26 protein-coding genes are annotated in these 26356 nt (G+C 70.3%); 12 read left to right on the top strand and 14 right to left on the bottom strand.

The features are described from left to right. The first annotated feature begins 143 nt into the window (after positions 1-143). From ABT063_RS16750 to ABT063_RS16730, 5 genes are all read left to right on the top strand, one after another. A complete protein-coding gene (locus ABT063_RS16750; RefSeq protein ID WP_351058231.1) occupies positions 144-1757 on the top strand; it encodes an ABC transporter ATP-binding protein in 1614 nt (537 codons plus the stop codon). Continuing rightward, the gene (locus ABT063_RS16745; protein WP_351058092.1) at positions 1757-2896 is read left to right on the top strand and encodes an ABC transporter permease; all 1140 of its coding nucleotides are present in this window, start codon (positions 1757-1759) and stop codon (positions 2894-2896) included. The genes ABT063_RS16750 and ABT063_RS16745 overlap by 1 nt, the downstream gene beginning before the upstream one ends. Continuing rightward, positions 2893-4158 (top strand): ABC transporter permease, encoded by a 1266-nt coding sequence (locus tag ABT063_RS16740; protein WP_351058091.1) that lies wholly within the window; start codon positions 2893-2895, stop codon positions 4156-4158. Before ABT063_RS16745 ends, ABT063_RS16740 begins: the two co-directional genes overlap by 4 nt. Further along, the gene (locus ABT063_RS16735) at positions 4155-4547 is read left to right on the top strand and encodes a cytidine deaminase (protein WP_351058090.1); all 393 of its coding nucleotides are present in this window, start codon (positions 4155-4157) and stop codon (positions 4545-4547) included. The genes ABT063_RS16740 and ABT063_RS16735 overlap by 4 nt, the downstream gene beginning before the upstream one ends. Before the next feature lie 94 nt (positions 4548-4641). After that, positions 4642-5919, top strand: a complete 1278-nt coding sequence (locus ABT063_RS16730) for a thymidine phosphorylase (RefSeq protein WP_351058230.1) — start codon at positions 4642-4644, stop codon at positions 5917-5919. Between the two features lie 125 nt (positions 5920-6044). Here the strand turns inward: ABT063_RS16730 and ABT063_RS16725 are convergent, their stop codons facing one another. Then, a complete protein-coding gene (locus ABT063_RS16725) occupies positions 6045-6971 on the bottom strand; it encodes an AEC family transporter (RefSeq protein WP_351058089.1) in 927 nt (308 codons plus the stop codon). A 129-nt stretch (positions 6972-7100) separates the two neighbouring features. On the opposite strand from ABT063_RS16725, the gene ABT063_RS16720 reads away from it, so the two are divergent. Beyond that, positions 7101-7496 (top strand): STAS domain-containing protein, encoded by a 396-nt coding sequence (locus ABT063_RS16720; RefSeq protein WP_351058088.1) that lies wholly within the window; start codon positions 7101-7103, stop codon positions 7494-7496. Here ABT063_RS16720 and ABT063_RS16715 read toward each other — a convergent pair. Together ABT063_RS16715 and ABT063_RS16710 are read right to left on the bottom strand one after the other, a co-directional pair. After that, positions 7380-8396, bottom strand: a complete 1017-nt coding sequence (locus tag ABT063_RS16715; RefSeq protein ID WP_351058087.1) for a sigma-70 family RNA polymerase sigma factor — start codon at positions 8394-8396, stop codon at positions 7380-7382. The genes ABT063_RS16720 and ABT063_RS16715 overlap by 117 nt on opposite strands. 413 nt (positions 8397-8809) lie before the next feature. Then, the gene (locus tag ABT063_RS16710) at positions 8810-10093 is read right to left on the bottom strand and encodes an MFS transporter (protein WP_351058086.1); all 1284 of its coding nucleotides are present in this window, start codon (positions 10091-10093) and stop codon (positions 8810-8812) included. Between the two features lie 63 nt (positions 10094-10156). Here ABT063_RS16710 and ABT063_RS16705 point away from each other — a divergent pair, with 63 nt between their 5' ends. Then, a complete protein-coding gene (locus tag ABT063_RS16705) occupies positions 10157-11134 on the top strand; it encodes a LysR family transcriptional regulator (RefSeq protein WP_351058085.1) in 978 nt (325 codons plus the stop codon). A 96-nt stretch (positions 11135-11230) separates the two neighbouring features. Here ABT063_RS16705 and ABT063_RS16700 read toward each other — a convergent pair whose 3' ends face one another. Next, on the bottom strand, positions 11231-11992 hold the full coding sequence (locus ABT063_RS16700) for a prolyl oligopeptidase family serine peptidase (protein WP_351058084.1): 762 nt from the start codon (positions 11990-11992) through the stop codon (positions 11231-11233). 113 nt (positions 11993-12105) lie between these two features. Here ABT063_RS16700 and ABT063_RS16695 point away from each other — a divergent pair, with 113 nt between their 5' ends. Next, positions 12106-13269: an adenosine deaminase gene (locus ABT063_RS16695; protein ID WP_351058083.1), complete on the top strand. Its 1164-nt coding sequence runs from the start codon at positions 12106-12108 to the stop codon at positions 13267-13269. A gap of 137 nt (positions 13270-13406) precedes the next feature. Continuing rightward, positions 13407-13841 (top strand): ATP-binding protein, encoded by a 435-nt coding sequence (locus ABT063_RS16690; RefSeq protein WP_351058082.1) that lies wholly within the window; start codon positions 13407-13409, stop codon positions 13839-13841. An 81-nt stretch (positions 13842-13922) separates the two neighbouring features. Here ABT063_RS16690 and ABT063_RS16685 read toward each other — a convergent pair whose 3' ends face one another. The 5 genes from ABT063_RS16685 to afsQ1 form a co-directional block, all read right to left on the bottom strand. After that, on the bottom strand, positions 13923-14126 hold the full coding sequence (locus ABT063_RS16685) for a PspC domain-containing protein (RefSeq protein WP_351058081.1): 204 nt from the start codon (positions 14124-14126) through the stop codon (positions 13923-13925). A 91-nt stretch (positions 14127-14217) separates the two neighbouring features. Beyond that, on the bottom strand, positions 14218-14769 hold the full coding sequence (locus ABT063_RS16680; protein WP_351058080.1) for a VanZ family protein: 552 nt from the start codon (positions 14767-14769) through the stop codon (positions 14218-14220). A gap of 105 nt (positions 14770-14874) precedes the next feature. Then, on the bottom strand, positions 14875-15477 hold the full coding sequence (locus ABT063_RS16675) for a hypothetical protein (RefSeq protein WP_351058079.1): 603 nt from the start codon (positions 15475-15477) through the stop codon (positions 14875-14877). Then, the gene (locus tag ABT063_RS16670; protein WP_351058078.1) at positions 15477-17039 is read right to left on the bottom strand and encodes an ATP-binding protein; all 1563 of its coding nucleotides are present in this window, start codon (positions 17037-17039) and stop codon (positions 15477-15479) included. The genes ABT063_RS16675 and ABT063_RS16670 overlap by 1 nt, the downstream gene beginning before the upstream one ends. Continuing rightward, entirely contained in the window at positions 17036-17713 is a 678-nt protein-coding gene (gene afsQ1 / locus ABT063_RS16665) for a two-component system response regulator AfsQ1 (RefSeq protein ID WP_174864780.1), read from the bottom strand. The genes ABT063_RS16670 and afsQ1 overlap by 4 nt, the downstream gene beginning before the upstream one ends. A 264-nt stretch (positions 17714-17977) precedes the next feature. Between afsQ1 and ABT063_RS16660 the strand changes: the two genes are divergently transcribed. Beyond that, entirely contained in the window at positions 17978-18721 is a 744-nt protein-coding gene (locus ABT063_RS16660; protein ID WP_351058077.1) for a SigE family RNA polymerase sigma factor, read from the top strand. Positions 18722-18924: 203 nt separating this feature from the next. Here the strand turns inward: ABT063_RS16660 and ABT063_RS16655 are convergent, their stop codons facing one another. Then, positions 18925-19560, bottom strand: coding sequence for a uridine kinase family protein (locus tag ABT063_RS16655; RefSeq protein WP_351058076.1), 636 nt, complete (start codon positions 19558-19560; stop codon positions 18925-18927). Between the two features lie 124 nt (positions 19561-19684). On the opposite strand from ABT063_RS16655, the gene ABT063_RS16650 reads away from it, so the two are divergent. Next, positions 19685-20089, top strand: coding sequence for a hypothetical protein (locus ABT063_RS16650; protein ID WP_351058075.1), 405 nt, complete (start codon positions 19685-19687; stop codon positions 20087-20089). A 95-nt stretch (positions 20090-20184) separates the two neighbouring features. Here ABT063_RS16650 and ABT063_RS16645 read toward each other — a convergent pair whose 3' ends face one another. Genes ABT063_RS16645 through deoC form a run of 3 tightly spaced genes read right to left on the bottom strand, consistent with a single transcriptional unit; the run spans position 20185 to position 23478 of the window. After that, the gene (locus tag ABT063_RS16645; protein WP_351058074.1) at positions 20185-21081 is read right to left on the bottom strand and encodes an aldehyde dehydrogenase family protein; all 897 of its coding nucleotides are present in this window, start codon (positions 21079-21081) and stop codon (positions 20185-20187) included. Continuing rightward, positions 21074-22510, bottom strand: a complete 1437-nt coding sequence (locus ABT063_RS16640; protein WP_351058073.1) for an aldehyde dehydrogenase family protein — start codon at positions 22508-22510, stop codon at positions 21074-21076. Before ABT063_RS16640 ends, ABT063_RS16645 begins: the two co-directional genes overlap by 8 nt. Before the next feature lie 5 nt (positions 22511-22515). Then, positions 22516-23478: a deoxyribose-phosphate aldolase gene (gene deoC, locus ABT063_RS16635; protein WP_351058229.1), complete on the bottom strand. Its 963-nt coding sequence runs from the start codon at positions 23476-23478 to the stop codon at positions 22516-22518. Between the two features lie 146 nt (positions 23479-23624). Here deoC and ABT063_RS16630 point away from each other — a divergent pair, with 146 nt between their 5' ends. Next, positions 23625-24335: a PH domain-containing protein gene (locus tag ABT063_RS16630; RefSeq protein ID WP_351058072.1), complete on the top strand. Its 711-nt coding sequence runs from the start codon at positions 23625-23627 to the stop codon at positions 24333-24335. A 126-nt stretch (positions 24336-24461) separates the two neighbouring features. Here the strand turns inward: ABT063_RS16630 and ABT063_RS16625 are convergent, their stop codons facing one another. Beyond that, the gene (locus ABT063_RS16625) at positions 24462-26093 is read right to left on the bottom strand and encodes a phospho-sugar mutase (protein ID WP_351058071.1); all 1632 of its coding nucleotides are present in this window, start codon (positions 26091-26093) and stop codon (positions 24462-24464) included. Between the last annotated feature and the right edge of the window lie 263 nt (positions 26094-26356).

The raw sequence follows: 26356 nt of genomic DNA, 5'->3' as shown, positions 1-26356 counted from the left end.
GCGTGTAACCGCGGGGTTACGTCCGCTCAACGGGGTACGGGGAGGCTGTCTCCCCGTACCCCGTTGTCACGGGCGTCGGGCCCCTTTCGATGCCGTAGGGGCGCTACGCGCGTAGGCGACCCCCGTCCCCAGGAGAGTGCGCCATCAACGCGTCCAGCAGCCCTCCGGCCGGAGCGGCGGTCAACGGTCAGACGACCGCCGTCGAACTCGCCGGGATCACCAAGCGTTTCCCGGGCGTCGTGGCCAACCACGACATCCACCTCACCGTCCGCAAGGGCACCGTCCACGCCCTCGTCGGCGAGAACGGTGCCGGCAAGTCGACGCTGATGAAGATCCTCTACGGCATGCAGAAGCCGGACGAGGGCACCATCGCGATCGACGGCGAACAGGTCTCCTTCTCCTCGCCGGCCGACGCCATCGCCCGCGGCATCGGCATGGTGCACCAGCACTTCATGCTCGCCGACAACCTGACGGTGCTCGAGAACGTGGTCCTGGGCAGCGAGAAGCTGTACGGCATCGGCGCCCGCGCCCGCCGCAAGATCAAGGAGATCTCCGAGCGCTACGGCCTCGAGGTCCGCCCCGACGTCCTGGTCGAGGAGCTCGGTGTCGCCGCCCGCCAGCGCGTGGAGATCCTCAAGGTCCTCTACCGCGGCGCCCGCACGCTGATCCTGGACGAGCCGACGGCCGTCCTGGTGCCGCAGGAGGTGGACGCGCTCTTCCAGAACCTGCGGGAGCTCAGGGCCGAGGGCCTGTCGGTCATCTTCATCTCCCACAAGCTCGGCGAGGTCCTCTCCGTCGCCGACGAGATCACCGTCATCCGCCGCGGCACGACCGTCGGCACGGCCGTGCCCGCCGAGACCACCTCGCGTCAGCTCGCCGAGATGATGGTCGGCAGCGAACTGCCCACACCCGAGACCGCCGGGTCCACGGTCACCGACCGCCCCGTCATCACCGTGGACAAGCTGCGCCTTGAGGCGGTGGGCGGCAAGGCCCTCCTCGACGACATCAGCTTCACCATCCACGCGGGCGAGGTCCTCGGCATCGCCGGCGTCGAGGGCAACGGCCAGACCGAGCTGGTCGACGCGCTCATCGGCCTCAAGCACGCCGACTCCGGCACGATCACGCTGATCGACGAGGAGATCACCGCCTGGCCCACCCGCAGGCGTCGCGAGGAGGGCATCGGCTACATCCCCGAGGACCGCCACCGCCACGGCCTGCTCCTGGAAGCCCCCCTCTGGGAGAACCGCATCCTCGGCCACGTCACCGAGAAGCCCAACGCCAAGGGCGTCTGGCTCGACCCGAAGGCCGCCCAGGACGACACCCGCCGGATCGTCGAGGCGTACGACGTCCGCACCCCCGGCATCGACGTCACCGCCGCTTCCCTCTCCGGCGGCAACCAGCAGAAGCTGATCGTCGGCCGCGAGATGAGCCACAAGCCGCGCTTCCTCATCGCCGCCCACCCCACCCGCGGTGTGGACGTCGGCGCGCAGGCCGCGATCTGGGACCACATCCGCGAGGCCCGCCGCGAGGGCCTGGCCGTGCTGCTGATCTCCGCCGACCTCGACGAGCTGATCGGCCTGTCCGACACCCTCCGTGTGATCTACAACGGCAGGCTGGTCGCCGACGCCGACCCGGCCACCATCACCCCGGAGGAGCTCGGCTCCGCCATGACCGGTGCCGCGACCGGTCACCTGGAACACGAAGAGACCCCCGAGATCCGCAAGTCTCCCGAGGCTCCGGAAGACGAGGCCCGCTGATGAAGAAGTTCGACAGGGAGCGCGTGCTCCTCGCGGTGGCCGGCCCGGTCATCGCGCTCGCCGTGGCCTTCGCCCTGAGCTCGGTCGTACTGATCGCCTCGGGCAAGAACCCGGTCGAGCCGTACACGCTGATGTTCGAGCAGGCCTCGTTCTCCGACATCCAGGTCCTGATCATCAACCAGGCCTCGATGTACTACATCGCCGCGCTCGCGGTGGCCGTCGGCTTCCGGATGAACCTGTTCAACATCGGCGTCGACGGCCAGTACCAGCTCGCCGCCATGATGGCCGCGATCGTCGGCGCCCACGCCAACCTGCCGGCCGCCCTCCAGGTCCCGCTGCTGCTCCTGACCGCCGTGTGCACCGGCGCCTTCTGGTCCGGCATCGCCGGTGTCCTCAAGGTCACCCGCGGGGTCAGCGAGGTCGTCGCGACGATCATGCTCAACGCGATCGCCACCTCCGTCATCGCCTACCTGTGGCTGCCGAGCGTCTTCGGCGTCAAGGTCGGCAACAACAACACCACCGGCGAGATGCACAAGTCGGGCTGGATCCCCGGCATCGACATGGGCGCGGCCGGCGAGATCTACGGCCTGGTCATCCTCGCCGTGCTGCTCGGCATCGGCTACTGGGTCGTCCTCAACCGCACCCGCTTCGGCTTCGACCTGCGCGCCTCCGGTGCCTCGGAGTCCGCCGCCGCGGCCAGCGGCGTCGACCCCAAGCGCATGGTGCTCACCGCCATGCTGCTCTCCGGCGCCATCGCCGGTCTCGCGGGCCTGCCGATCCTGCTCGGCGACGCCCACACCTACAACCTGAACTTCCCCACCGGCATCGGCTTCCTCGGCATCGGCATCGCCCTGCTCGGCCGCAACAGCCCCGTAGGCATCGCCTTCGCCGCCCTGCTGTGGGCCTGGCTCGACAAGGCCTCGCCCGAGCTGGACTTCCACGGCTACGACAAGGAGATCGCGGTCATCATGCAGGGCCTGATCGTCCTCTCGGTCGTCGTCTCCTACGAGGCCGTCCGCGAGTGGGGCCTGCGCCGCCAGCAGCGCCGGGTCGGCGCGGAGCTGGCCGCCGGTCACGTCCTCGGCTCCTCCGACTCCACCGACGGCAACAACTCCCAGAAGGAGGTGGCTGGCCGATGACCACCGCGACCGACGTCAACCAGCCCACGCTGCAGCCCGCGGCGCCGACCGGCCGCCGCCTGTCGCTGCCCGTCCTGCTGCTGGTCATCGCCGGAGCCCTGGCGCTGACCTCGATCGTGCGCATCATCACCGGCGCCGACGGCATCACCAACGTCAGCCAGATGTCCACCGCGCTCCAGCTCGCCGTCCCGATCGGCCTCGCCGGTCTCGGCGGCCTGTGGGCCGAGCGCGCGGGCGTCATCAACATCGGCCTCGAGGGCATGATGATCCTCGGCACCTGGTTCGGCGCCTGGGCCGGATTCCAGTGGGGCCCGTGGACCGGTGTCCTGGTCGGCATCCTCGGCGGCGCGATCGGCGGCCTCGTGCACGCCGTCGTCACCATCACCTTCAACGTCAACCACATCGTCTCCGGTGTGGCCATCAACATCCTCGCCCTCGGCGCCACCCGCTACCTCGCCCCCCTCGCCTTCGAGGGTCACCAGGGCGGCTCGGCCAAGCAGTCCCCGCCGGTGGAATCGCTCGGCAACTTCACGGTGCCGGGCCTGTCCGACGGGCTGAGGGACCTCAACGCGCACGGCTGGTTCTTCATCTCGGACATCGCGGGCCTGCTCGGCGGCCTGGTCACCAATGTCTCCTGGCTGACTCTCATCGCCGTCGCGCTGATCCCCGCGAGCTGGTGGATCCTGTGGCGCACCGCCTTCGGCCTGCGTCTGCGCTCCTGCGGTGAGAACCCCGTCGCCGCCGAGTCCCTCGGCGTCAACGTCTACAAGTACAAGTACCTGGCCGTGATGATCTCCGGCGGCCTGGCCGGCCTCGGCGGCGTCTTCCTGTCCATCGTGGCCAACCCGTTCTACCTGGAGGGCCAGGTCAGCGGTCGCGGCTTCATCGGTCTCGCCGCGATGATCTTCGGCAACTGGATGCCGGGCGGACTCGCCATCGGCGCCGGCCTGTTCGGCTACACCGACAGCCTCAACCTGCGCGGCGGCTCCGCGAACGTCCACGCGCTGCTGCTGCTCGGGGCGCTGCTGCTGATCATCGGCGCGATCTGGCTGGCGATCCGGAAGAAGTACGTCCAGGCCGCGATCACCGTGGTCGTCGGCGCCCTGGTCTTCGCCTGGTACGCCGGCACCGACGAGGTCCCGAACCAGGTCGTCTCCGCCACGCCGTACGTCATCACCCTCGTCGTCCTCGCCCTGTCGGCCCAGCGCCTGCGGATGCCGAGGGCGAACGGCATGCCGTACCGGAAGGGGCAGGGCAAGTGACCGACGTCGACTGGGAGGCGCTGCGTACGGCGGCCCGGGACGCCATGTCCCGGGCGTACGCCCCGTACTCGGGCTACCCGGTCGGCGCCGCCGCCCTGGTCGACGACGGCCGCACGGTGACGGGCTGCAATGTGGAGAACGCCTCCTACGGCATCGGCCTGTGCGCCGAGTGCGGGCTGGTCTCGCAGCTGCAGCTCACCGGCGGCGGCCGGCTGACGCACTTCGTCTGCGTGGACGGCCGGGGCGAGGTCCTCGTCCCGTGCGGCCGCTGCCGGCAGCTGCTGTACGAGTTCGGCGGCGCGGGCATGCTCCTGGAGACCCCGGCGGGCATCCTGCCGCTGTCCCAGATGCTGCCGCAGGCCTTCGGGCCGGGGCATCTCACCAAGTAACTCCCGTGCGGCCCCTCCGAGTTGCTGGCGCCAGTAGCTCGGGGGGCCGTGCGGTTTCTGAATGCTTTTTCGGAAGGAAGGCCAAGCCATGGCCATGGACGCCATCTCCGTCATCCGCACCAAGCGGGATCGCGGTGAGCTCAGCGACGAGCAGATCGACTGGGTCATCGACGCGTACACCCGCGGGGAGGTCGCCGACGAGCAGATGTCCGCGCTCGCCATGGCGATCCTGCTCAACGGCATGAACCGCCGCGAGATCGCCCGCTGGACGGCCGCGATGATCGCCTCCGGCGAGCGCATGGACTTCTCGACGCTGTCCCGCCCGACCGCGGACAAGCACTCGACGGGCGGCGTCGGCGACAAGATCACCCTCCCGCTGGCCCCGCTGGTGGCGGCCTGCGGCGCGGCGGTCCCGCAGCTCTCGGGCCGGGGCCTGGGCCACACCGGCGGCACGCTGGACAAGCTGGAGTCGATCCCCGGCTGGCGCGCGCTGCTCTCGAACGAGGAGATGCTGTCGGTCCTGGACGGCACCGGCGCGGTGATCTGCGCGGCGGGCGACGGCCTGGCCCCGGCGGACAAGAAGCTCTACGCACTTCGCGACGTGACGGGCACGGTCGAGGCGATCCCCCTGATCGCGTCCTCGATCATGTCGAAGAAGATCGCGGAGGGCACCGGCTCGCTGGTCCTGGACGTGAAGGTGGGCACGGGCGCCTTCATGAAGACGCTGGAGGACGCCCGCGAACTGGCGTCGACGATGGTCGGCCTGGGCACGGACCACGGAGTGAGGACGGTGGCGCTCCTGACGGACATGTCGACGCCGCTGGGCCTGACGGCGGGCAACGCGCTGGAGGTCAGGGAGTCGGTGGAGGTCCTGGCGGGCGGAGGACCTTCTGATGTGGTGGAACTGACTCTGGCCCTGGCGCGCGAGATGCTCGACGCGGCCGGTGTGAAGGACGCCGACCCGGCGAAGGCCCTGGCCGACGGCTCGGCGATGGACGTCTGGCGCCGAATGATCGCGGCCCAGGGCGGCGACCCGGACGCGCCGCTGCCGACGTCGCGCGAGCAGCACGTGGTGAAGGCGGGCGCCTCGGGCGTCCTGACCCGCCTCGACGCGTACGACATCGGCATCGCCGCCTGGCGCCTGGGCGCCGGCCGCGCCCGCAAGGAGGACCCGGTGCAGGCGGGCGCGGGCGTGGAGATGCACGCCAAGCCCGGCGACACGGTGACGGAGGGCCAGCCCCTGCTGACGCTCCACACGGACACGCCGGAGCGCTTCGCGTACGCGCTGGAGGCCGTGGAGGGCTCGTACGACATCGCGGCGCCGGGGACAGACTTCACGGCGTCGCCGGTGGTGCTGGAGCGTATCGCCTGACGTTCGGTATCCAATGACATGCGGCGTCGGATGACGTGCCGTATTGACTGACGTACGGGGAGAGGGGCCGGGGCTTCGTCGGAAGCCCCGGCCCTTTTCCCTGGGCCGGCCGCCCTTGGCCCGCGTCAGCCGAGCAGCGCGGCCACCGCCACCAGTACCGGCACCGACAGCACCGTCGACAGCAGTATCGAGTCCCGGGCCAACCCCTCACCCACGCGATAGCGGCTCGCGTACGTGAAGATGTTCTGGGCGGCAGGCAGAGCCGAGGTCACCACCACGTCGAGCAAGGGCGCCCCGCGCAGCCCGAACACCCCCACCGCCAGCGCCCAGGCCACCGCCGGCTGGACCACCGACTTCAGGGCGACCGACAGCACGACCGGGTGCCGGTCGGCACCCCGGCCGGGCATCGCGCTGCCGCACAGGGAGATGCCGAAGGCGAGCAGGACCGCCGGGACGGACATGTTGCCGATCAGGGTCAGCGGGTCCAGGACGGGGGAGGGGATGTGAACGCCCGTCGCCGACACCGCGACCCCGGCCAGTGAGCCCGCCGCTATCGGGTTGCGCAGGGGCGTGAGCAGGCGCTGCCACACAGGACCCTTTTCGCCCTCCCCCTTGCCCGCCAGGTCCAGGATCGTCAGGGCGACGGGCGTGAGGACGAGGAGCTGGAAGAGCAGCACCGGCGCCACCAGCGAGGCGTCGCCCAGCACGTACACGGCGATCGGGATGCCGAGATTGCCGGAGTTGACGTAGCTGGAGCACAGCGCGCCGATGGTCGTCCGGCCCAGGCCCCAGCCCCGTACGACACCCACCGCGACGAAGACCCCCGCCGCCGCTGCCGTGCTCAGCGCGGTCACCAGCAGGCGGCTGGAGAAGATCAGCGACAGATCGGTCCCCGCCAGCGTGGTGAACAGCAGGGCCGGCGAGGCGACGTGGAAGGCGAGCCTGGTCAGCACCTCGCGGCCGTGCTCGCCGAGATGGCCGCGCCGGCCGATCACATAGCCGACGCCGATGACGACGGCGATCACCGCGAAGCCCGTCAGCACCCCCCGCACGGAATCTCCCCGAAGGTGAGGAGGCCGTCGGCCGGGCAGGGAGAGGCTGATCTGTGGGGCATACACCCAACCCTCCGGGGAAGGCGGGGCGCAGGTCAATGTGATCTTGATCGGCTCCGAGGAGTTCCGATGAGTTACGCCTGCCCGCGCGGTCTACAGATCGTGGACGCCATGACACCCGCTGTACTCGTGCTGACCGGCCCCGTCACCAGGGACGAGGTGACCGGGCTGTGCGACGATCTGCGGGCGCTGCTGGAAGCCACGGGGGCCCGAGGGCCCAGCGTCGTGGTGTGCGATGTCGGAGGACTCGGGCCGCCGGGGCTGGGCGCCGTCGACCTGCTGGCACGGCTGGAGCTCACCGCCCGGCGGGCCGGGGGCAGGATCCGGCTGCGCGACCCCGACCCCGCCCTACGCGCCCTCCTCGACCTGGTCGGACTCCGCTTCGAGGTGGAGGGGCAGCCCGAACAGCGGGAACCAGCGCTGGGTGTCGAGGAAGCAGTGGAACCCGGTGATCCGGCCCTCTGATATCTCCAGCACCTGCACCGCCCAAGGGCTGAAGCCGCCCTTCTCCGGGTCCGGCTTGTACTGGGCGAACCCCGGCAGGCCGTTGACCTGGACGGGCAGCAGACGCGAGCCGGCGCAGGGGGCGCCGAGCGTCGTCATGAAGCCCGTGATGTCCTGGTGGCCGGTCAGCCACAGGTCGAACGGCGGCATCGTCATGACGGCGTCCTCGTGCAGCAGGGTCGTCAGCGCCGTCATGTCATAGCCCTCGAACGCCGCCACATAGCGCTCCAGGAGCTTTTGCTGCTTCTCGTCCAGCGGGTCGGAGACGGCCGCGTCGGCGCCCTGCCCGTCCCGCTCGGCGAGCGTCGCCCGGGCCCGCTGCAACGCGCTGTTGACCGAGGGGACCGAGGTGCCGAGCAGCTCGGCGACCTCGCTCGCCTTCCAGGCCAGCACCTCGCGCAGGATCAGTACGGCACGCTGCTTGGGCGGGAGCTGCTGCAGGGCGGCCATGAAGGCGAGCCGTACGGATTCCTTGGCGACGGCTGCCTCTGCCGGGTCGTCGGTCGTGGGGAGCACGCGTGCGTCGGGCATGGGTTCCAGCCAGGTGTTGTCCGGGCGGGGGGAGAGGGCGGCCTGGGCGAGGGGGGTGGACTCGGTGAGGTCCATGGGCCGGGCGCGCTTGTTGCCGGCCGTCAGCATGTCCAGGCAGACGTTCGTCGCGATGCGGTAGAGCCACGAGCGGAGGCTGGAGCGGCCCTCGAACTTGTCGTAGCTGCGCCAGGCTCGGACCATTGTGTCCTGGACCGCGTCCTCGGCCTCGAAGGAGGAGCCGAGCATGCGGTAGCAGTAGCCGGTCAGTTCTGTTCGGTGTTTCTCGAGCCTGACGTCGAGGTCTGTCGTCGTCGCCGTGCTGTTGGTCATCGTCCACCCACCCCTGTGGCCTTCCCTGTCCGCGCGCCTCTTTGCGCCCAGCACTTCGGAAGCTACCGCACAGGACTGACAATGGCTCTCGGGCTTGGAAAGGGGGCAGGTCAAGGGACTGTGGGCCACCCGCAGAGCGCTCAGCGGCGCAGTCCTCCTGTCGCCGACTGAGCGTCTTCGGGGGCCTTCATCTACCGCAGCCCAGTCAACTGCCGACGGCGTTCGCCATGCGGCTTGCAGAGCGCTCGCCACTGGATGTGACGCCACGCTTGCATCCAACCGCCCGCTGGGCGGCAGGGGCGATTGACTGCGCCCCGCACCTACGTGGTCAGGCGTTGCCATGCAACCGGGTCCACCGACGTAGTCGGAACTGTGCCTTCAGGCGACTCCCACGTGGGACAGCCAAAGTAACGTCACTGAACGGAGTTTGACAACTTCAGCGAGTGACGTTGGACTCTTGCCGCCCGTGTCCCGAACACCGTGATCGTCACCACGCCCAGCACCGCCAGCAGACCAACCCCCACAGTCCCGGCCCAACCGCCCGCATGGAACGCCACCGCCCCCACCGTGCTCCCCGCACTGGAGCCGACGTAGTACGCCGACTGATACAGCGCCGACGCCTGCGCCCGCCCCCGCGTCGCCGTCTTGCTGACCGCCGACGACGCGACCGCGTGCCCCGCGAAGAAACCCCCGGTGATCAGGACCAGCCCCAGCAGCACCAACGGCAGCGACCCGGCCAACGACAGCACCAGCCCCGCAGCCGTCGTACCGCCCGCCGCGTACAGCGCACCCCGCCGACCCAGCCGGCCGACCAACCGTCCCGCCGTCGACGCCGACACCGTACCGACCAGGTAGACCAGGAAGATCGAGCCGACGACACCCTGCGGCAGCCCGAAGGGAGCCTCCGTCAGCCGGTACCCGATGACCGTGTACACGCCGCCGAACACCGTCATGAACAGCGCCCCGATCGCATACAACCGGCGCAACAGCGGGTCGGACAGGTGGTCACGGACCGTACGGGCCAGAACACGCGGCCGCAGCGACCCCGCCACGAAGTGCTTCGGCGCCGGCAACAACGCCCGGAACGCCACCGCGCACGCCACCGCGATCGCGCCGATCACACCGACGGCGACCCGCCAGCCCCACTCCTGCGCGACCCACCCGGTGATGACGCGACCGCTCATCCCGCCGACACTGTTGCCCGCGACGAACAGCCCGATCGCCGTCACCAGCGCCTTCGGCCGGACTTCCTCCGCCAGATACGCCGTCGCCGACGCGGGCAGACCGGCCAGCGCCGCACCCTGAACGGCCCGCAGCAAGACCAGCGCGGTCAGTGAGGGGGCGAAGGGGACCAGGAGACCCACGGTCACCGCGACCGCCAGCGAGGCCGTCATCACCGTACGGCGGCCGAAGCGTTCCGACAGGGCGCTCATCGGCAGGACGAACAGCGCCAGCCCGCCGGTCGCGGCCGCCACCGTCCAGCTCGCCTCGCTCGCCGCCACCCCGAACTCGCCCGAGATCAGCGGCAGGAGCGCCTGCGTGGAGTACAGGAGGGCGAAGGTCGCGACACCGGCGAGGAAGAGGGCGAAGCTCATCCGGCGGTAGCCGGGGCCGCCCGGGGCCATGCGGGAGTCGACGACAGGGGCAGGGGTTGCGGCGCCCACGATGGTGGACGCCCCGGTACTGGCGGGAGACATGCTTCGAAGCTACGTACGCCCCCACTGATCCGTCCAATGCATGGAAACGCCATAATCGTTCCCATGGCGCATCAACACAGGTCACAGGCTCACCTGTCACCGTCCAGTGACACACAAGACATGGCGGAGACGGTGGACACGGCGGACATGTCGAGGCTGCTCGCCCCCCGCCTCGCCTACTTCGCCGGCGTGGCCCGCACCGAGCACGTCACGCGCGCCGCCCAGGAGATGCAGGTCCCGCAGTCCACCCTCTCCCGCGCCATGGTCCGGCTCGAACAGGACCTGGGTGTCGACCTGTTCGCCCGCCGCGGCCGTACGGTCTCCCTGACCCCCGCCGGCCGCACCTTCCTCGCTTCCGTCGAACGCGCCCTCGCCGAGATCGAGCGCGCCGCCGAAGAGGTCCGCGCCGACGCCGACCCCACCGCCGGCAAGGTCGCCTTCGGTTTCCTGCACACCATGGGCGCCGAAACCGTGCCGGGCCTCATCCAGGCCTTCCGCGCCGACCACCCGCGCGTCCGCTTCAGCCTCGTCCAGAACTACGGCGAGGCGATGATCGAGCGCCTGCGAGCGGGCGAACTGGACCTCTGCCTGACCTCCCCCGTCCCCGACGCCCCCGACCTCGTGGCCCGCCGCCTCGACGAACAGAAGCTCCGCCTCGTCGTCCCGGCCGACCACCGCCTCGCCGCCCGCAGACGCATCCGCCTCGCCGAGGCCGCCGACGAAACCTTCGTCACCCTGGAACCCGGCTACGGACTCCGCCGCATCACGGACGACCTCTGCCAGGAGGCCGGCTTCCGTCCCCGGGTCGCCTTCGAGGGAGAGGAGGCGGAAACCCTGAGGGGCTTGGTGGCGGCAGGCCTGGGGGTGGCTCTCCTACCCCCACCGGCAGTACCACGCCCGGGGGTGGTGGAACTGACGGTCACAGCCCCGAGAGCGGCGAGAGAGATCGGCGTGGCCTGGCTGGACGGCCACCCGGACACCCCGCCGGTGGCAGCCTTCAAGAAGTTCCTGCTTTCAAGAAGGGGCAACTTGCTGCCCTAAGGGGCGCGGGGCTGTGTTGAATATGCGGCTCCGCCGCGTGGGCGCGAGCAACCACACACAACCCGCACTCCGCCGACAACCCGAAGCCCCCCGAACCTACCGCCTCAACGACCGACCGAACCCAGCAGCCAACGGCATCCGCAACCCCAAAGGAGGCGGAGCCGCCAACGCATCCCGAACAGGCCGAGAAAGCGCCCGCCCGAACAACGTCCCCATCACAAAGTCCTCAGCCAACGCATGCACCTCATCCCGATGCTGATGCAACCCGTGCCCATCGGAGTGCACCTCGAACCGGCACACCTCCCGGTTCGCCTTCTTCGCCCGAGCCGCCAGCCGGAACGACAACTCCGGATCCGTACGCTCGTCATTCGTGCCGTGCACGACCAGCACCCGCCGCCCCACCAGCTGCTTCACCGGTTCGGGCGGTGCGGCAACGTCCTCCTCGGGCAGCCAAGGGGCCATCGCGACCACGGAGTTGACGGCCTCGTGCCCGCCCGCGTGCAGCGCCGCGCGGCCGCCCATGTCGACGCCGGCGAGGCAGACGGGGACGTCGCCGTAGCGCCGTACGACCTCCTCGACGGCCCAGGACGTGTCCTGGGCCAGATGGGCCTCGCTGCCGTTCCAGCCGCGATAGCGGTAGTGGACGACATGTGCGGCGAGACCCTCCTCGCGGCCCGCGCGGGCGAGGCGGCGGCCCAGCGCCCGTACGGACGCCGTCGCCAGCATGGGGGACGGTCTGCGGTGGGAGACCTCGTCGCCGCCGGGGAGCAGCAGAACCACCCCGCTCACCGCCGTCGGCTCCGGACCGAGCGCCCGCCCCAGCCGGGCCGTGCGAACCGGCGTCGCTTGCTGTGCCATGACAGAACAGTGTCAGAAGAGACGGTGTACGCCACCAGTCGGTGCGGTCACCGTTACGTATCGACGGATTCGTACAGCGCGCGATCTACGCGCGTAGGAGGTAAGGTGCGGAAATGACGAGCCAGACTGCCCCGATGGGAAACACCCCGAGCTCGGATCAGATCCGCCGGGCGCCCAAGGTTCTGCTGCACGACCACCTCGACGGCGGGCTGCGTCCCGGCACGATCGTCGACCTCGCCCGGGAGACCGGGTACGCCCACCTGCCCGAGACCGACCCCGACAAGCTCGGCGTCTGGTTCCGCGAAGCCGCCGACTCCGGTTCCCTGGAACGGTACTTGGAGACCTTCTCGCACACCGTCGGCGTCATGCAGACCCGTGACGCCCTCGTCCGGGTCGCCGCCGAGTGCGCCGAGGATCTCGCCGAGGACGGGGTCGTGTACGCCGAGGTGCGGTACGCCCCCGAGCAGCACCTCAATGGCGGCCTCACCCTCGAAGAGGTCGTCGAGGCCGTCAACGAGGGCTTCCTGGAAGGGGAGCGGCGGGCCAAGGAGAACGGCCACCGCATCCGCGTGGGCGCCCTGCTCACCGCCATGCGGCACGCGGCCCGCGCCCTGGAGATCGCCGAACTCGCCAACCGCTACCGGGATCTGGGGGTCGTCGGCTTCGACATCGCGGGCGCGGAGGCGGGCTACCCGCCCACCCGGCACCTCGACGCCTTCGAGTACCTCAAGCGCGAGAACAACCACTTCACCATCCATGCCGGTGAGGCCTTCGGACTGCCGTCCATCTGGCAGGCCCTGCAGTGGTGCGGCGCCGACCGGCTCGGCCACGGCGTCCGCATCATCGACGACATCCAGGTCCACGAGGACGGCTCGGTGAAGCTCGGACGGCTGGCCTCGTACGTACGGGACAAGCGGATCCCGCTGGAGATGTGCCCCAGCTCCAATCTCCAGACGGGAGCCGCCGATTCGTACGCCGAGCACCCGATCGGGCTCCTGCGCCGACTGCACTTCCGCGCGACCGTGAACACGGACAACAGGCTCATGTCCGGCACCAGCATGAGCCGGGAATTCGAGCACCTTGTCGAGGCATTCGGTTATACGCTCGACGACATGCAGTGGTTCTCCGTCAATGCGATGAAATCCGCATTCATTCCTTTCGATGAACGGCTCGCCATGATCAATGACGTCATCAAGCCCGGATATGCCGAGCTGAAGTCCGCATGGCTGTTCCAGCAGACCGCTTCCACCAGCAGGTCTGTGCGCACGGAGGGCTGATCGGGGGAAGGCGGGGTCGCGGAATGCGGGCGGGCGTTCACAATCCGTCCGCATTTCGATGTTTGCGGCAGGTGGCTGGGCATGTTTACGGTCGTGGACCGCTCATATCCCCGTAACTCATTTCGAGGACGCATTTCATGAAGCAGTCTGCTGCCAAGACCCTCGGTGTCGCCGCCCTCGGTGCCGCCTTCGCCGCCGCCGGTGCGGGTGCCGCGAACGCCGCGCCGGCCGTGCCGGACGCCACCCAGGCGCTGGACGGCATCACCAAGACGCTCCCGACGGAGAACGTCGGCAAGACGCTCCCGTCGAAGAACGTCGGCAAGGCGCTGCCGACGAAGAACGTCGGCAAGACGCTGCCTGCGGGGAACCTCGGCAAGGCGCTGCCCGGTGCCGGTCAGACGCTGTCCCAGGCGCAGCCGGCGCTCGCCGCGGGTCAGGCCGCCACGCAGTCGACCGTCGAGAAGGTGATGACCGGCGGTCCGACCGCTCCGGTGTCCGGGCTCCTCGGCGGTATGCCGGTGAAGGGGCTGCCCAAGCAGGCCCTGCCCGTGAACGGCGTTTCGCTCGGCTGATCCGCGCCGCCTCGTACGCGCCGGTGGGGCGCACCCCTCGGACACAGGGTGCGCCCCACCGGCGTACGGCTGTACGGGCGGTCACCAGGCCGTGCGGGCCGCCTTCCCCTCCGAGGGGAACAGGATCCACAGCGCGATGTACAGCAGGAACTGCGGTCCCGGCAGCAGACAGGAGACCAGGAAGATCACGCGCATGGTCGTCGCGGAGGTGCCGAAGCGCTGCGCCAGCGCGGCACACACTCCGCCGATCATGCGACCGTTGGTGGGGCGGGCGAGGCGGGACATATCGGCTCCTTGTTTTCGCGTGTCTTGTGTGGGCCGGTTGGCTGCCCATCTGCCTACAACACTACGGAACCGAAACGGACGTAGCGTCGCTCTATGGGGCGATCCCGACCCTGGGAATCGTCGGGGTCCTACCCTGAGCCGCTTCCTCGTGACGGACGGAGCCGAGCCGGGTGCGCTCCTTCCCGCGGCGGAGCCAGGCACGGGCGGCCGGTACGAACACGGCGTGCGCCAGGCCCACGCCCGCCGTGTTCAGCAGGAGTGAGTCGATGTCGACGACCTGTCCCGGCACCGCCGTCTGGAGCAGCTCTATGCCCAGCGAGATCAGGGCACCGGCGGCGGTCGTCCGCAGGAGCGAGGCGAGCGGGGAGACCGCGAGCCTGCCGTGGACCATGGGGAGCAGGACGCCCAGCGGGGCGAGCAGCCCGAGTCCTTCGACGATGCGCCGGACGCCTTCCTGCCAGCCCAGCGCGAGATCGGACCGGATGCCGTCGAGCGGATGCAGGTTGGGCGGCATCACCCAGGGGACGTCCAGCGGACGCAGCGTGAACCAGGCGACGAACGCCAGGTGTGCGGCGAGGAGGACACCCCCCGTCACACGGATGCGGATCGCGGCGCTGCCGCCGATGGAGCCTTGACGCTGCACGATCCCCTAGACGCGGCCTCCGGCACGGTCGGTTCCGGGATGCCCAGGAGCACGGCATGAGGCTTGCGCCACACGCTCCTTTTCCGGCTCGTGCGTCCTCGTGCGTCAGGCGCCCGCGACCTCGCCGGACGGCGGCTCCGTGCTGCCCGGCCGGGAGCGGACCTCGTCCGTGCACTCGTAGCGGCGCGGCGGCCCGCCGTCCGGCCCGCCGAGGATCACCGAGCCGTCGCCCTCGGCGGCCGCCGAGTCGGAGAACGTGCAGACCAGCTGGGCGAGGGCGTAGGAGGTGAGGTCGCCGGGCGCGGTACTCAGACGGAGTGCGTCCTCGGGGTCCCGGGATCGCGGCCCGCTCACCGTCATTCCGCCGCGTACGTCGGTGGTGTACCCGGCCTCCTTCTCCGCGGGCGACGGCGTCGCGGCGAGCTCGTCGAGCAGGCCCTGCGCCACCAGCACCCGCCGCTGGGAGTCCGCCGTACCGTCCGGGACGCGCACGGTCCGGTCGACGGCCACCAGCGACGAGCCGCACAGCAGGAACACCTGCACCGGCAGCCCGCGCGAGGCCTGCGCCGCGACGTCCGGCTCGGTCAGGGAGCAGCGCACCCGGGAGGGCGCGGGACCGAAGTCGGTCGGCACCTCCGTGGCCCGGATGCCGCATCCGGTGAGGAGCCCGGCGAGCACAGGGAGCGCGAGCAGGCGTCGTACGTTCATCAGGCGTCCCCCTTGCCCTTGTCGCCTTCCTCGGTCTCCTCCATCAGTGCCGAGGCGTCCCGAGGAAGCCGCAGTGTGAACACCGCGCCGCCCTCGGGGGAGTTGGCGGCGGTTATCCCGCCGCCGTGGATGTGCGCGTTCTCCAGGGCGATGGACAGGCCCAGGCCGCTGCCCTCGGAGCGCGGCCGGGAGGCGCTGGCCTTGTAGAACCGGTCGAAGACGTGCGGCAGGACGTCCTCGGGGATGCCGGGCCCGTGGTCCCGTACCCCGATCACGACCTCCTCGTCCGCCTCCCGTACGGAGACCCGCACCGGCGAGCCGCCGTGCTTGAGGGCGTTGCCGATCAGGTTCGCCATGATCACGTCCAGGCGGCGCGGGTCGAGGCGGGCGTGGATGCCGCGCTCGGTGTCCAGCTCCACCGCGTCCAGCCAGGCCCGCGCGTCGATGCACGCGGTGATCTGGTCGGCGACGTCGACGTCGTCCAGGACCAGCCGGGCGGTGCCCGCGTCGAAGCGGGTGACCTCCATGAGGTTCTCGACGAGGTCGTTGAGCCGTCGGGTCTCGCTGACGACGAGCCGTACGGCGGGCTCGATCATCGGGTCCATGGACCCGGACTCCGCCTCCAGCTCCTCCTCCAGCACCTCCGTGACGGCGGTGATGGCGGTGAGCGGCGTACGCAGCTCATGGCTCATGTCGGCCACGAAGCGCCGGGACGCCTCGTCCCGCGCGGCCATGTCGGCGACCCGCTTCTCCAGCGCCTCGGCCGCGTTGTTGAACGTCCGGGAGAGGTCGGCGAGTTCGTCGGTGCCGGACACCCGCAGCCGGGTGTCCAGCTTGCCCTCGCCGAGTCGGCGGGCGGCGACACCCAGCCGGTGCACCGGCTTCAGTACGGTCGTGGCGGCGGCCTGCGCGAGCAGCGCGGAGCCGATCAGCGCGAGGCCGGTGGCGATGCCGAGCGACCAGGCCAGCGAGTTGAGGTCCTTCGCCTCCGGCTCCAGCGACTTGAGTATGTAGCCGGTCGGCCCGCCGCCGATCACCTTCGTGCCGGCCACCAGGTACGGAGTGCCGTTCTTGACCACCCGCTGCCAGTACAGGTGGTACGCGTACTTGTTGGTCGAGTTGACCGTCTGCTCCTTGTTCACCGCCTCGCGCAGCGACGCCGGCACGTCCTGCAGCGAAAAACCGTTCAGGGCACCGGAGTTGCCGTACACCGTCTTGCCGCTCGCGTCCTCGGCGACGAGCAGCACGCTGAAGCGCTGGCTGCTGTTGGCCATCTGGCCGGCGGTGTGCTGCAGCTCGTCCTGCGACGGGCTCTCCGGCAGCGCGCCCGCGCGGTTCTGCATCTCCTGCTCGAAGTCGCGCAGCAAGGCGTCCTGGGTGCGGGTGAGCACGGCCTCGCGGTTGAGCCAGTAGGCGATCCCGGACGCGGACACGGCGGCGGTCAGCGCCACCAGCCCGAAGACGACGACCAGGCGCAGGCGCAGGCTGGTGAAACGCAGCCGTGACCAGCTTCCCTTGCGAGCCGCGGCCCAGCCGCGGAAACCCCCTTGAGCTTCGGTCACTGAGGAGTGTCCAGCCGATAGCCCACGCCACGCACGGTACGGATCAGCGTCGGGGACGACGGCACGTCCTCGACCTTGGCGCGCAGCCGCTGCACACAGGCGTCCACCAGCCGCGAGTCGCCGAGGTAGTCGTGCTCCCACACCAGCCGCAGCAACTGCTGCCGCGACAGCGCCTGCCCCGGCCGCCGGCTCAGCTCCAGCAGCAGCCTGAGCTCGGTCGGCGTGAGCTGGAGATCCTCGCCGTTCTTGGTCACCGTCATGGCCGCGCGGTCGATCACGAGGCTGCCGAACGTGGCCGCGTCGTTCGCCTCCCGCTCGCCACGCCGCAGCACGGCCCGGATCCGGGCGTCGAGCACCCGCCCCTGGACGGGCTTGACGACGTAGTCGTCGGCGCCGGACTCCAGTCCGACCACGACGTCGATGTCGTCGCTCCGCGCGGTCAGCAGAATGATCGGCAGCTGGTCCGTGCGCCGGATGCGCCGGCACACCTCGAACCCGTCGATGCCGGGCAGCATCACGTCCAGCACGATCAGATCCGGCCGCTGCTCGCGCAGCAGCTTCAGACCGTCCTCACCGCTGGCAGCGGTGGCCACCCGGTGACCCTGGCGCGTCAGAGAGAGCTCCAGGGCCGTCCGGATGGCGTCGTCGTCCTCGATCAGCAACAGGGAAGGCACGGGCTCATTCTGGCCCATGGGGGGCCGGGGTTTCGACACCTGTCTTCTACCGGCCGGTATCTGTATTTCTGCGGGCCGCTAGCGCTCTTGTCTGTGTGGGGGCTGTGCCGAGCCTGCGAGCAACGTCCGGAGAGGACCCCTGTGACAGGTCTGTGACAGTCGACGGACACGGCCATGAAGTGGCCCGGGCAAGCTTTTCGGCACAGGCAAGGAAGCAAGAGGCAACAAACCGAAAACCGGTAAGTCCACGACGGGGGGCGCGAGATGAACACGCTGCACGGCAACAGCACCAGCGCAGTGATCACGCGTCTGCACGACGTGAACGCGAACCGGGGTTCCGAGAAGTCCGGTGCCGTGAGCGGGCGGGGGTGCGCTCGCGGCACCGGGCGTCAGCACACCGCGTACATGACGGTGGTTGACGTCCACACGGGGGAAGCTCACGGGGGAGCCGCGTACGGGGAGGCCACGGGGGAGCGTCGATCGCGGTCGGAGGCGGAGTTCACCGCCTACGTCCAGGAGCGCCGCGCCTCCCTGTACGCAACCGCCTACCACCTCACCGGTGACCGCTTCGAGGCCGAGGACCTGCTGCAGAGCGCGCTGTTCTCGACGTACAAGGCGTGGGACCGGATCAGTGACAAGGCGGCGGTCGGCGGATACCTCCGCCGCACCATGACCAACCTGCACATCAGCGCGTGGCGCCGCCGCAAGCTGAACGAATACCCGACCGAGGAACTGCCGGAGACGCCCTCCGACACGGACGCGATGCGCGGCACCGAACTGCGCGCGGTCCTGTGGCAGGCGCTGGCCCGGCTGCCGGAACTCCAGCGCACCATGCTGGTCCTGCGCTACTACGAGGGCCGCACGGACCCGGAGATCGCGGAGATCCTCGACATCAGTGTCGGCACGGTGAAGTCCAGCATCTGGCGGTCGCTCCGCCGGCTGCGCGAGGACGAGGTCCTCAGCTTCGGCCGTGACGAGGAAGACGCCTTCGGGGAGCTCGTCGCCTGAGGGTCTGGGGGGGAAGTACGGGGGAGCGGTAACTGGGGGGACCCAACGGGGGTCACGGGGGACCAACGGGGGCCAACGGGGGAAGTACCACGGGGGAGCAGCAAGAGAGCGGGGCTGGAGGGCCGGGGGGTCCGTCCGGTCCCGCTTTTGCGTCCGTACGACCGCCAGACCGCCAGACCGCCAGGTCCGCGTCCGTACGGCCGTCAGGCCGCCGTACGCGCCGTCGCCCACCGTCCCGCGGCAGCGGACGCCAGGCGGCCCATCGCCTCGTCCCGGTCGCAGGCGTACGCCCCCAGCGCCGTCTGGCGGGCCACGATGGAGCGCTCGGCGCGCATCAGGCGCCAGCCGCGGCGCAACAGGAACGGGACGGACTTGCGGCCTTCCTTCAGATCGCGGAGGAAGCGGCGGCGGAAGGTCCTGACCGGGCCGCGGCTCAGACACAGGGCGTCGGCCAGCAAGCCCAGCTCCCGGCAGCGCGAGACGATCTCGGCGGCGAAGACGCCCTCCGCGATGAACAGCGGGGTACGCCCCACCTCCACCGACTCCTCGCCGGTACGGGCGCTCAGCGAGATGTCGTAGACGGGAACCTTCGCACGGCCGGTGCGGCACAGGTCCACGATCGCGGTGACCGCCGTGTCCGCGTCCCACGAGTCGGGGTGGTCCCAGTCGATGTCCGAACTCCCGGCCACCAGCGGCAGCGTCGGGTCGTCGCCCTCCTTGTAGAAGTCGTCGAGCCGCAGCACCGGAAGGCCGGAGCGGGCCGCGAGGAGGGACTTGCCGGAGCCGGAAGGGCCGCAGAGCAGCACGACTCGCGTCGGTATGGGTGGATGGGAGCTCACGGGACACCAGTGTGAGGCATCGACCGGGCCCGAACGACCCCGCGGTTCGGCTTTGAAGCGCGCGTCACACCTCGACTACTGTTCGTGCTGACCCGATTACTCTCTGCATGAAAAGGTGGCAGCGATGGCCCGACACGCGTCCCTCCGCACCCCGACCGCCCAGCGTGCGCTGGTCGTCCTGGCGACCGCCGGAATGGCCCTGGGGGCAGGCGCGGCAGCGGCCTCCGCGGACGCCGGGACAAGCGCCGGCGCGGGGCACGACCGCCCCGCCTCGCGAGGCGAACTCCACCCGCAGGCCCGCCCCGAGTCGGCAACCAGCCTGGTCGGCCACGTCACGGGCCCGGTCTCGGAGGCGCAGCTCAACCCGCTCGCGGGCTCGGGCGCCGACCCGCTCGACAACACCGTCGACGCGGAAGTGGGCGACTTCAAACCGGTGTCCTTGAAGAGGCTGACCGGGCCGGTCGCGCAGGCGCCGTCGGTCGGCAGGACCCCGGTGGTCGGCCCGGTGACGCGGCTGCCGCAGAGCTGAGGGCGACAGCGGCGGAGAGCCGCGCCTTCCCCGGACGGGGGGAAGGCGCGGCTCTCCGGTCTGGGTGTGCTGTCCCGGCACGCCTGGGTCGGCGCTCAGTACGAGGAGCCGGACGCGCCCAGTGAACCCGTCGGGTGCCAGACCGTCTTCGTCTCCAGGAACGCCGTCATGCGCTCGATGCCCGGCGTCTGCGCGTAATCCACAGGCTGTGGACGCAGGACGCGCTTGAGGTTGTCCGCCGCCGCGATCTCCAGTTCCTTCGCCAGTACGTCGTCGGCACCGGCCAGGTCGATGGCGTTGACGTCCTGGTGGGCCGCGAGGGGCGTCGCGATCTCCGCCGTACGGCCGGAGAGGACGTTGACCACGCCGCCGGGGACGTCCGAGGTGGCCAGTACCTCGCCGAGGGAGAGAGCCGGGAGCGGGGACTGCTCGGAGGCCACCACGACCGCCGTGTTGCCCGTCGCGATCACCGGGGCGACGACGGAGACCAGGCCCAGGAAGGACGACTCCTGAGGGGCGACGATCGCCACGACGCCCGTCGGCTCCGGAGTGGAGAGGTTGAAGAACGGGCCCGCCACCGGGTTGCCACCACCGACCACTTGGGCGATCTTGTCGGTCCAGCCCGCGTACCAGACCCAGCGGTCGATGGTCGCGTCGACCTGCACGGCGGCCTTGGACTTCGACAGGCCCTCGGCGTCGGCGACCTCACGGACGAACTGCTCCCTGCGGCCCTCCAGCATCTCCGCGACGCGGTAGAGGATCTGGCCGCGGTTGTATGCCGTCGCGCCGGACCACGCCCCGAACGCCTTGCGGGCCGCGACCACCGCGTCCCGGGCGTCCTTGCGGGAGGAGAGCGGTGCGTTGGCCAGCCACTTGCCCTTGGAGTCGGTCACCTCGTACACCCGGCCGCTCTCGGAACGCGGGAACTTCCCGCCGACGTACAGCTTGTAGGTCTTGAAGACACTGAGCCGCTGTTCGGACTTCTCAGACATCGAGGTACGCCTCCAGGCCGTGGCGGCCGCCCTCGCGGCCGAAGCCCGACTCCTTGTAACCGCCGAACGGCGAGGTCGGGTCGAACTTGTTGAACGTGTTGGACCAGATCACGCCCGCGCGGAGCTTGTTCGCCACCGCCAGGATGCGGGAGCCCTTCTCCGTCCAGATGCCCGCCGACAGGCCGTACGGGGTGTTGTTGGCCTTGGCGACCGCCTCGTCCGGGGTGCGGAAGGAGAGGACGGACAGCACCGGGCCGAAGATCTCGTCACGGGCGATGGTGTGCGCCTGGGTGACGTTCGTGAACAGCGTCGGGGCGAACCAGTAGCCGGAGGAGGGCAGTTCGCAGGCCGGGGACCAGCGCTCGGCGCCCTCCGCCTCGCCCTGCTCGGTGAGTGCCGTGATCCGGGCCAGCTGCTCGGCGGAGTTGATCGCGCCGATGTCCGTGTTCTTGTCCAGGGGGTCGCCCAGGCGGAGGGTGGAGAGGCGGCGCTTGAGGGAGTCCAGGAGTTCGTCCTGGATCGACTCCTGGACCAGGAGGCGGGAGCCCGCGCAGCAGACCTGGCCCTGGTTGAAGAAGATGCCGTTCACGATGCCCTCGACGGCCTGGTCGATCGGGGCGTCGTCGAAGACGATGTTGGCGCCCTTGCCGCCGAGTTCCAGGGTGAGCTTCTTGCGGCTGCCGGCGACCGTGCGGGCGATCTCCTTGCCCACGGCCGTGGAGCCGGTGAAGGCGACCTTGTCGACGTCGGGGTGCGCGATGAGCGCGGCTCCCGTACGGCCGTCACCCGTCACGATGTTCACGACGCCCTTCGGCAGGCCTGCCTGGCGGCAGATGTCCGCGAAGAACAACGCCGACAGGGGTGTGGTCTCCGCCGGCTTCAGGACGACCGTGTTGCCGGTCGCCAGGGCCGGGGCGATCTTCCACGCCAGCATCAGGAGGGGGAAGTTCCAGGGGATGACCTGGCCTGCGACACCGAGGGGCCTGGGGTTCGCGCCGAAGCCCGCGTGGTCGAGCTTGTCGGCCCAGCCCGCGTAGTAGAAGAAGTGGGCGGCGACCAGGGGGAGGTCGGCGTCCCTCGTCTCCTTGATGGGCTTGCCGTTGTCGAGGGTTTCCAGGACGGCCAGTTCGCGGCTGCGTTCCTGGATGATCCGGGCGATGCGGAAGAGGTACTTCGCGCGCTCCGAGCCCGGGAGCGCCGACCACTTCTCGAAGGCCTTGCGGGCGGCCTTGACCGCGCGGTCGATGTCCGCCTCGTCGGCCTGGGCGACCTCGGAGAGAACCTCTTCGGTGGAGGGGGAGACGGTCTTGAAGACCTTGCCGTCGGCCGCCTCCGTGAACTCGCCGTCGATGAACAGGCCGTAGGACGGGGCGATGTCGACGATCGCGCGGGACTCGGGTGCGGGCGCGTATTCGAATACGGATGCCATGGTGATCAGTCCACCGTCACGTAGTCGGGGCCGGAGTAGCGGCCGGTGGCCAGCTTCTGGCGCTGCATCAGCAGGTCGTTGAGGAGCGAGGAGGCGCCGAAGCGGAACCAGTGGTTGTCCAGCCAGTCCCCGCCGACGGTCTCGTTGACCAGGACCAGGAACTTGATCGCGTCCTTGCTGGTGCGGATGCCGCCGGCCGGCTTCACGCCGACCTGTACCCCGGTCTGGGCGCGGAAGTCGCGTACGGCCTCCAGCATGAGGAGGGTGTTCGCGGGGGTGGCGTTGACGGCGACCTTGCCGGTGGACGTCTTGATGAAGTCCGCCCCGGCGAGCATGCCGAGCCAGCTGGCGCGGCGGATGTTGTCGTACGTCGACAGTTCGCCCGTCTCGAAGATGACCTTCAGGCGGGCGGAGGTCCCGCAGGTCTCCTTCACGGCGACGATCTCGTCGTACACCTTCATGTACCGGCCCGCGAGGAACGCTCCTCGGTCGATGACCATGTCGATCTCGTCGGCGCCCGCCGCCACCGCCTCGCGGACGTCGGCCAGCTTGACCGCGAGCGGGGCACGGCCCGCCGGGAAGGCCGTGGCGACCGAGGCGATCTTCACGGTGGAGCCGGCGACGGCCTCCTTGGCGGCGGACACCATGTCGGGGTAGACACAGACGGCCGCGGTCGCGGGGGTCGTACGGTCGGTCGGGTCGGGGCGGACCGCCTTCGCGCCGAGCGCCCGGACCTTGCCCGGGGTGTCCGCGCCTTCCAGCGTCGTCAGGTCGACCATCGAGATGGCGAGGTCGATGGCGTACGCCTTCGCGGTCGTCTTGATGGAACGGGTGCCGAGCGAGGCGGCGCGTGCCTCCAGGCCGACCGCGTCGACGCCGGGCAGCCCGTGGAGGAAGCGGCGCAGTGTGCTGTCGGACGTGGTGACGTCCGCGAGGGTGTGAGCTGCGGTGGGTGCAGTCGTGGGCATGGTCACCAGACGAGCATATCTACGCGCGTAGCGGCTGTACACCCCCGGCGGACATATCGGTGCTCATCCTGTGGGGCGGCATCGCGTATGGGCTTGGGTGGTACCGCGTCCGAGTGTGGGCGGGGGCTTCGGGCAGAATCGGGGCCATGACGACCCCGGATCATCAGTCACCGTCGCCGCAGCCCCCGGTACCGCCTTCCAGGGACCGGATTTACCGGTCGTCCGGGGGCATCGCCGGTGGTGTCCTCCTGCTCGGCATCGCCGGGTGGCTCGGTGTCGACGCGATCGTCACGGGGGAGGGGCGGACGCCTTGGCTGGCTCTGGCCACGCTGATCTTCGTGGTGCCGTTGGTCGCGGCCTTCACGCTGCGGCCCGCCGTGTTCGCGGGGGACGACCGGCTGCGTATCCGCAATCCGTTCCGGGTCATCGTGCTGCCGTGGGGGGAGATCGAGTCGTTGCGTTCCGGCTATGCGAACGAGGTGGTGGCCAGGTCCGGCAAGAAGTACCAGCTGTGGGCCATTCCCGTTTCGCTGCGGGCGCGCAAGAGGGCGGCTCGGCGTGAGGCGCGCAGGGGTGCCGAGGGCGGGAGCGCGAGGGGCGGTGCCGCCGGTGGTGGGCGGGGCGGCGGTGCGTTCGGTGGGCTGGGCGGTGGTGCCTTCGCGGGGCGGACGCCGGTGCCGGACGGGCCTGTGCGGGCCGAGGGCGACAGGATCATGGACGAGCTGCGGGAACTGCTGGAGGCGCGAGGGCCGGCGGAGACGTCCCAGGGTGAGGTGAGTGTGCGGTGGGCTTACGAGGTCGCGGGGCCTGCGGTGACTGGGGCGGTGTTGTTGGCGATTCTGGTGGCGGTGGGGTGAAGCGGGCGGGGGCGTGGTGGGTGTGGACGCCACCGCGTCAACCGGCCTTTGAGAATCGCTCTTCGGGTGCCCCTGCGTGCGGTTGAGGCAGGGGCACCGACTTGTGCGGCTCGATTGTCGCGGGACTCAGATGCCGGCCGCTGTCGACAGGTCTCGCTTGATCGTCGTCAGCAGGTTCGTCGCCTTTGTGCGGGCCGTGGGGAGGTCGGCGTGTGTGGCGACGGGGACGACCACTTCCAGGTAGCACTTCAGCTTCGGTTCCGTGCCGCTGGGGCGGACGATGACGCGGGCGCCGTCGAGGGCGTAGCGGAGGCCGTCCGTGGGCGGGAGCTTGTCCGTGCCTTGTGTGAGGTCCTCGGTGCGGGTGATGGGGAGGCCCGCGAGGTGGGTCGGGGGGTGCTCGCGCAGGCGTCGCATCGCGCTTGAGATGAGGGAGAGGTCCTCCACGCGGACCGAGAGCTGGTCGGTGGCGTGCAGGCCGTGTTCCACCGCGATGTCGTACAGGAGGTCCAGGAGGGTGCGGTTCTGTGACTTGAGGACGGAGGCCAGTTCCGTGATCAGGAGCGCGGCTGTGATGCCGTCCTTGTCCCGTACGCCGTCCGGGTCGACGCAGTAGCCGAGGGCTTCCTCGTAGCCGTAGCGGAGGCCTTCCACGCGGGCGATCCACTTGAAGCCGGTGAGGGTCTCCTCGTAGGGGAGGTTCGCCTTTTCGGCGATGCGGCCGAGGAGGGAGGAGGAGACGATGGATTCGGCGAAGGTGCCGTGCGCTCCGCGGTTCACCAGGTGGGTGGCGAGGAGGGCGCCGACCTCGTCACCCCGGAGCATGCGCCAGTCCGTGCCGTCTTTTACGGCTACCGCGCAGCGGTCCGCGTCCGGGTCGTTCGCGATGATCAGGTCCGGGTTCGTCTCGCGGGCCTTCGCGAAGGCGAGGTCCATCGCGCCGGGCTCTTCCGGGTTGGGGAAGGCGACGGTGGGGAAGTCCGGGTCGGGCTCGGCCTGTTCGGGGACGAGGGCGGGTTCCGGGAAGCCGGCGCGGGCCAAGGCGGCGAGGAGGGTGTCCTTGCCGACGCCGTGCATCGCTGTGTAGACCGTGCGGGCGGTGCGGGGGGAGTCGGGGGCGAGGACGGCGTCCGTGCGGGCGAGGTAGGCGTTGAGGACGGTGTCGTCGAGGGTTTCCCAGCCGGTGGTGGGGCGGAGGACGGTGGTGAGGCTGGGGATGGCGTCGATTTCGGCTGCGATCTCGGCGTCCGCCGGGGGGACGATCTGGGAGCCGTCGCCGAGGTAGACCTTGTAGCCGTTGTCGCGGGGTGGGTTGTGGCTGGCGGTGACCTCTACGCCGGCCACCGCGCCGAGGTACCTGATGGCGAAGGCGAGGACGGGGGTGGGGAGGGGGCGGGGGAGGATGGCCGCGCGGAGTCCGGCGCCGGTCATGACGGCGGCGGTGTCCTGGGCGAAGTCGGTGGACTTGTGGCGGGCGTCGTAGCCGATGACGACGAGGCCGTCGGTGTGGCCGTTCTTCTTGAGGTACGCGGCGAGGCCGGCGGCTGCTCGGATGACCACGGAGCGGTTCATGCGCATCGGGCCGGCGCCCAGTTCGCCGCGGAGGCCTGCGGTGCCGAACTGGAGGGTGCCGCTGAAGCGTGCGCTGAGCTCTTGGACGTCCTGGGCTTCGATGAGCTTGGCGAGTTCGTCGCGGGTTTCCGCGTCGGGGTCCTCGGTCAGCCATGCCTTGGCCCGGGCGATGAGATCGTCGTGCACGTCGGGTCAGCCTCTCGTTGTGGTTCGTGCGGGTGCGGGGGCCTCCGGCGGTTGGGCCGGGGATACCTGCGGCGGCCTGTGCGGGTGGGGTGGGGGTGCGGATGCCTGCGGCGGCCTGTGCAGGTGGGGTGGGGGTGCGTGTAGCGCCTTGTGTGGGGTGGTGGGTCGGGGCCGTGTCGGGGGGTGTCCGTCCTCGGAACGGCGCGGAATCGGTCACCTACCAGGGTGCCCGTGTTGACGCGCCAACCGCTGCGGGCGGACAC

Origin of the sequence: Streptomyces sp. NPDC002838, from assembly GCF_040295365.1 — a bacterium.
GTDB lineage: Bacteria > Actinomycetota > Actinomycetes > Streptomycetales > Streptomycetaceae > Streptomyces.
Note: the sequence above shows the minus strand (reverse complement) of the source record. Positions and strands in the feature narration are given on the sequence as shown.

Bases quoted from the DNA above. Each gene is read 5' to 3' on its own strand.
- ABT063_RS16745 (WP_351058092.1), top strand. From the start codon at position 1,757: ATGAAGAAGTTCGACAGGGAGCGCGTGCTCCTCGCGGTGGCCGGCCCG.
- ABT063_RS16740 (WP_351058091.1), top strand. From the start codon at position 2,893: ATGACCACCGCGACCGACGTCAACCAGCCCACGCTGCAGCCCGCGGCG.
- ABT063_RS16730 (WP_351058230.1), top strand. From the start codon at position 4,642: ATGGACGCCATCTCCGTCATCCGCACCAAGCGGGATCGCGGTGAGCTC.
- ABT063_RS16720 (WP_351058088.1), top strand. From the start codon at position 7,101: ATGAGTTACGCCTGCCCGCGCGGTCTACAGATCGTGGACGCCATGACA.
- ABT063_RS16715 (WP_351058087.1), bottom strand. From the start codon at position 8,396: ATGACCAACAGCACGGCGACGACGACAGACCTCGACGTCAGGCTCGAG.
- ABT063_RS16710 (WP_351058086.1), bottom strand. From the start codon at position 10,093: ATGTCTCCCGCCAGTACCGGGGCGTCCACCATCGTGGGCGCCGCAACC.
- ABT063_RS16705 (WP_351058085.1), top strand. From the start codon at position 10,157: ATGGCGCATCAACACAGGTCACAGGCTCACCTGTCACCGTCCAGTGAC.
- ABT063_RS16700 (WP_351058084.1), bottom strand. From the start codon at position 11,992: ATGGCACAGCAAGCGACGCCGGTTCGCACGGCCCGGCTGGGGCGGGCG.
- ABT063_RS16695 (WP_351058083.1), top strand. From the start codon at position 12,106: ATGACGAGCCAGACTGCCCCGATGGGAAACACCCCGAGCTCGGATCAG.
- ABT063_RS16690 (WP_351058082.1), top strand. From the start codon at position 13,407: ATGAAGCAGTCTGCTGCCAAGACCCTCGGTGTCGCCGCCCTCGGTGCC.
- ABT063_RS16685 (WP_351058081.1), bottom strand. From the start codon at position 14,126: ATGTCCCGCCTCGCCCGCCCCACCAACGGTCGCATGATCGGCGGAGTG.
- ABT063_RS16675 (WP_351058079.1), bottom strand. From the start codon at position 15,477: ATGAACGTACGACGCCTGCTCGCGCTCCCTGTGCTCGCCGGGCTCCTC.
- ABT063_RS16660 (WP_351058077.1), top strand. From the start codon at position 17,978: ATGAACACGCTGCACGGCAACAGCACCAGCGCAGTGATCACGCGTCTG.
- ABT063_RS16650 (WP_351058075.1), top strand. From the start codon at position 19,685: ATGGCCCGACACGCGTCCCTCCGCACCCCGACCGCCCAGCGTGCGCTG.
- ABT063_RS16645 (WP_351058074.1), bottom strand. From the start codon at position 21,081: ATGTCTGAGAAGTCCGAACAGCGGCTCAGTGTCTTCAAGACCTACAAG.
- ABT063_RS16640 (WP_351058073.1), bottom strand. From the start codon at position 22,510: ATGGCATCCGTATTCGAATACGCGCCCGCACCCGAGTCCCGCGCGATC.
- deoC (WP_351058229.1), bottom strand. From the start codon at position 23,478: ATGCCCACGACTGCACCCACCGCAGCTCACACCCTCGCGGACGTCACC.
- ABT063_RS16630 (WP_351058072.1), top strand. From the start codon at position 23,625: ATGACGACCCCGGATCATCAGTCACCGTCGCCGCAGCCCCCGGTACCG.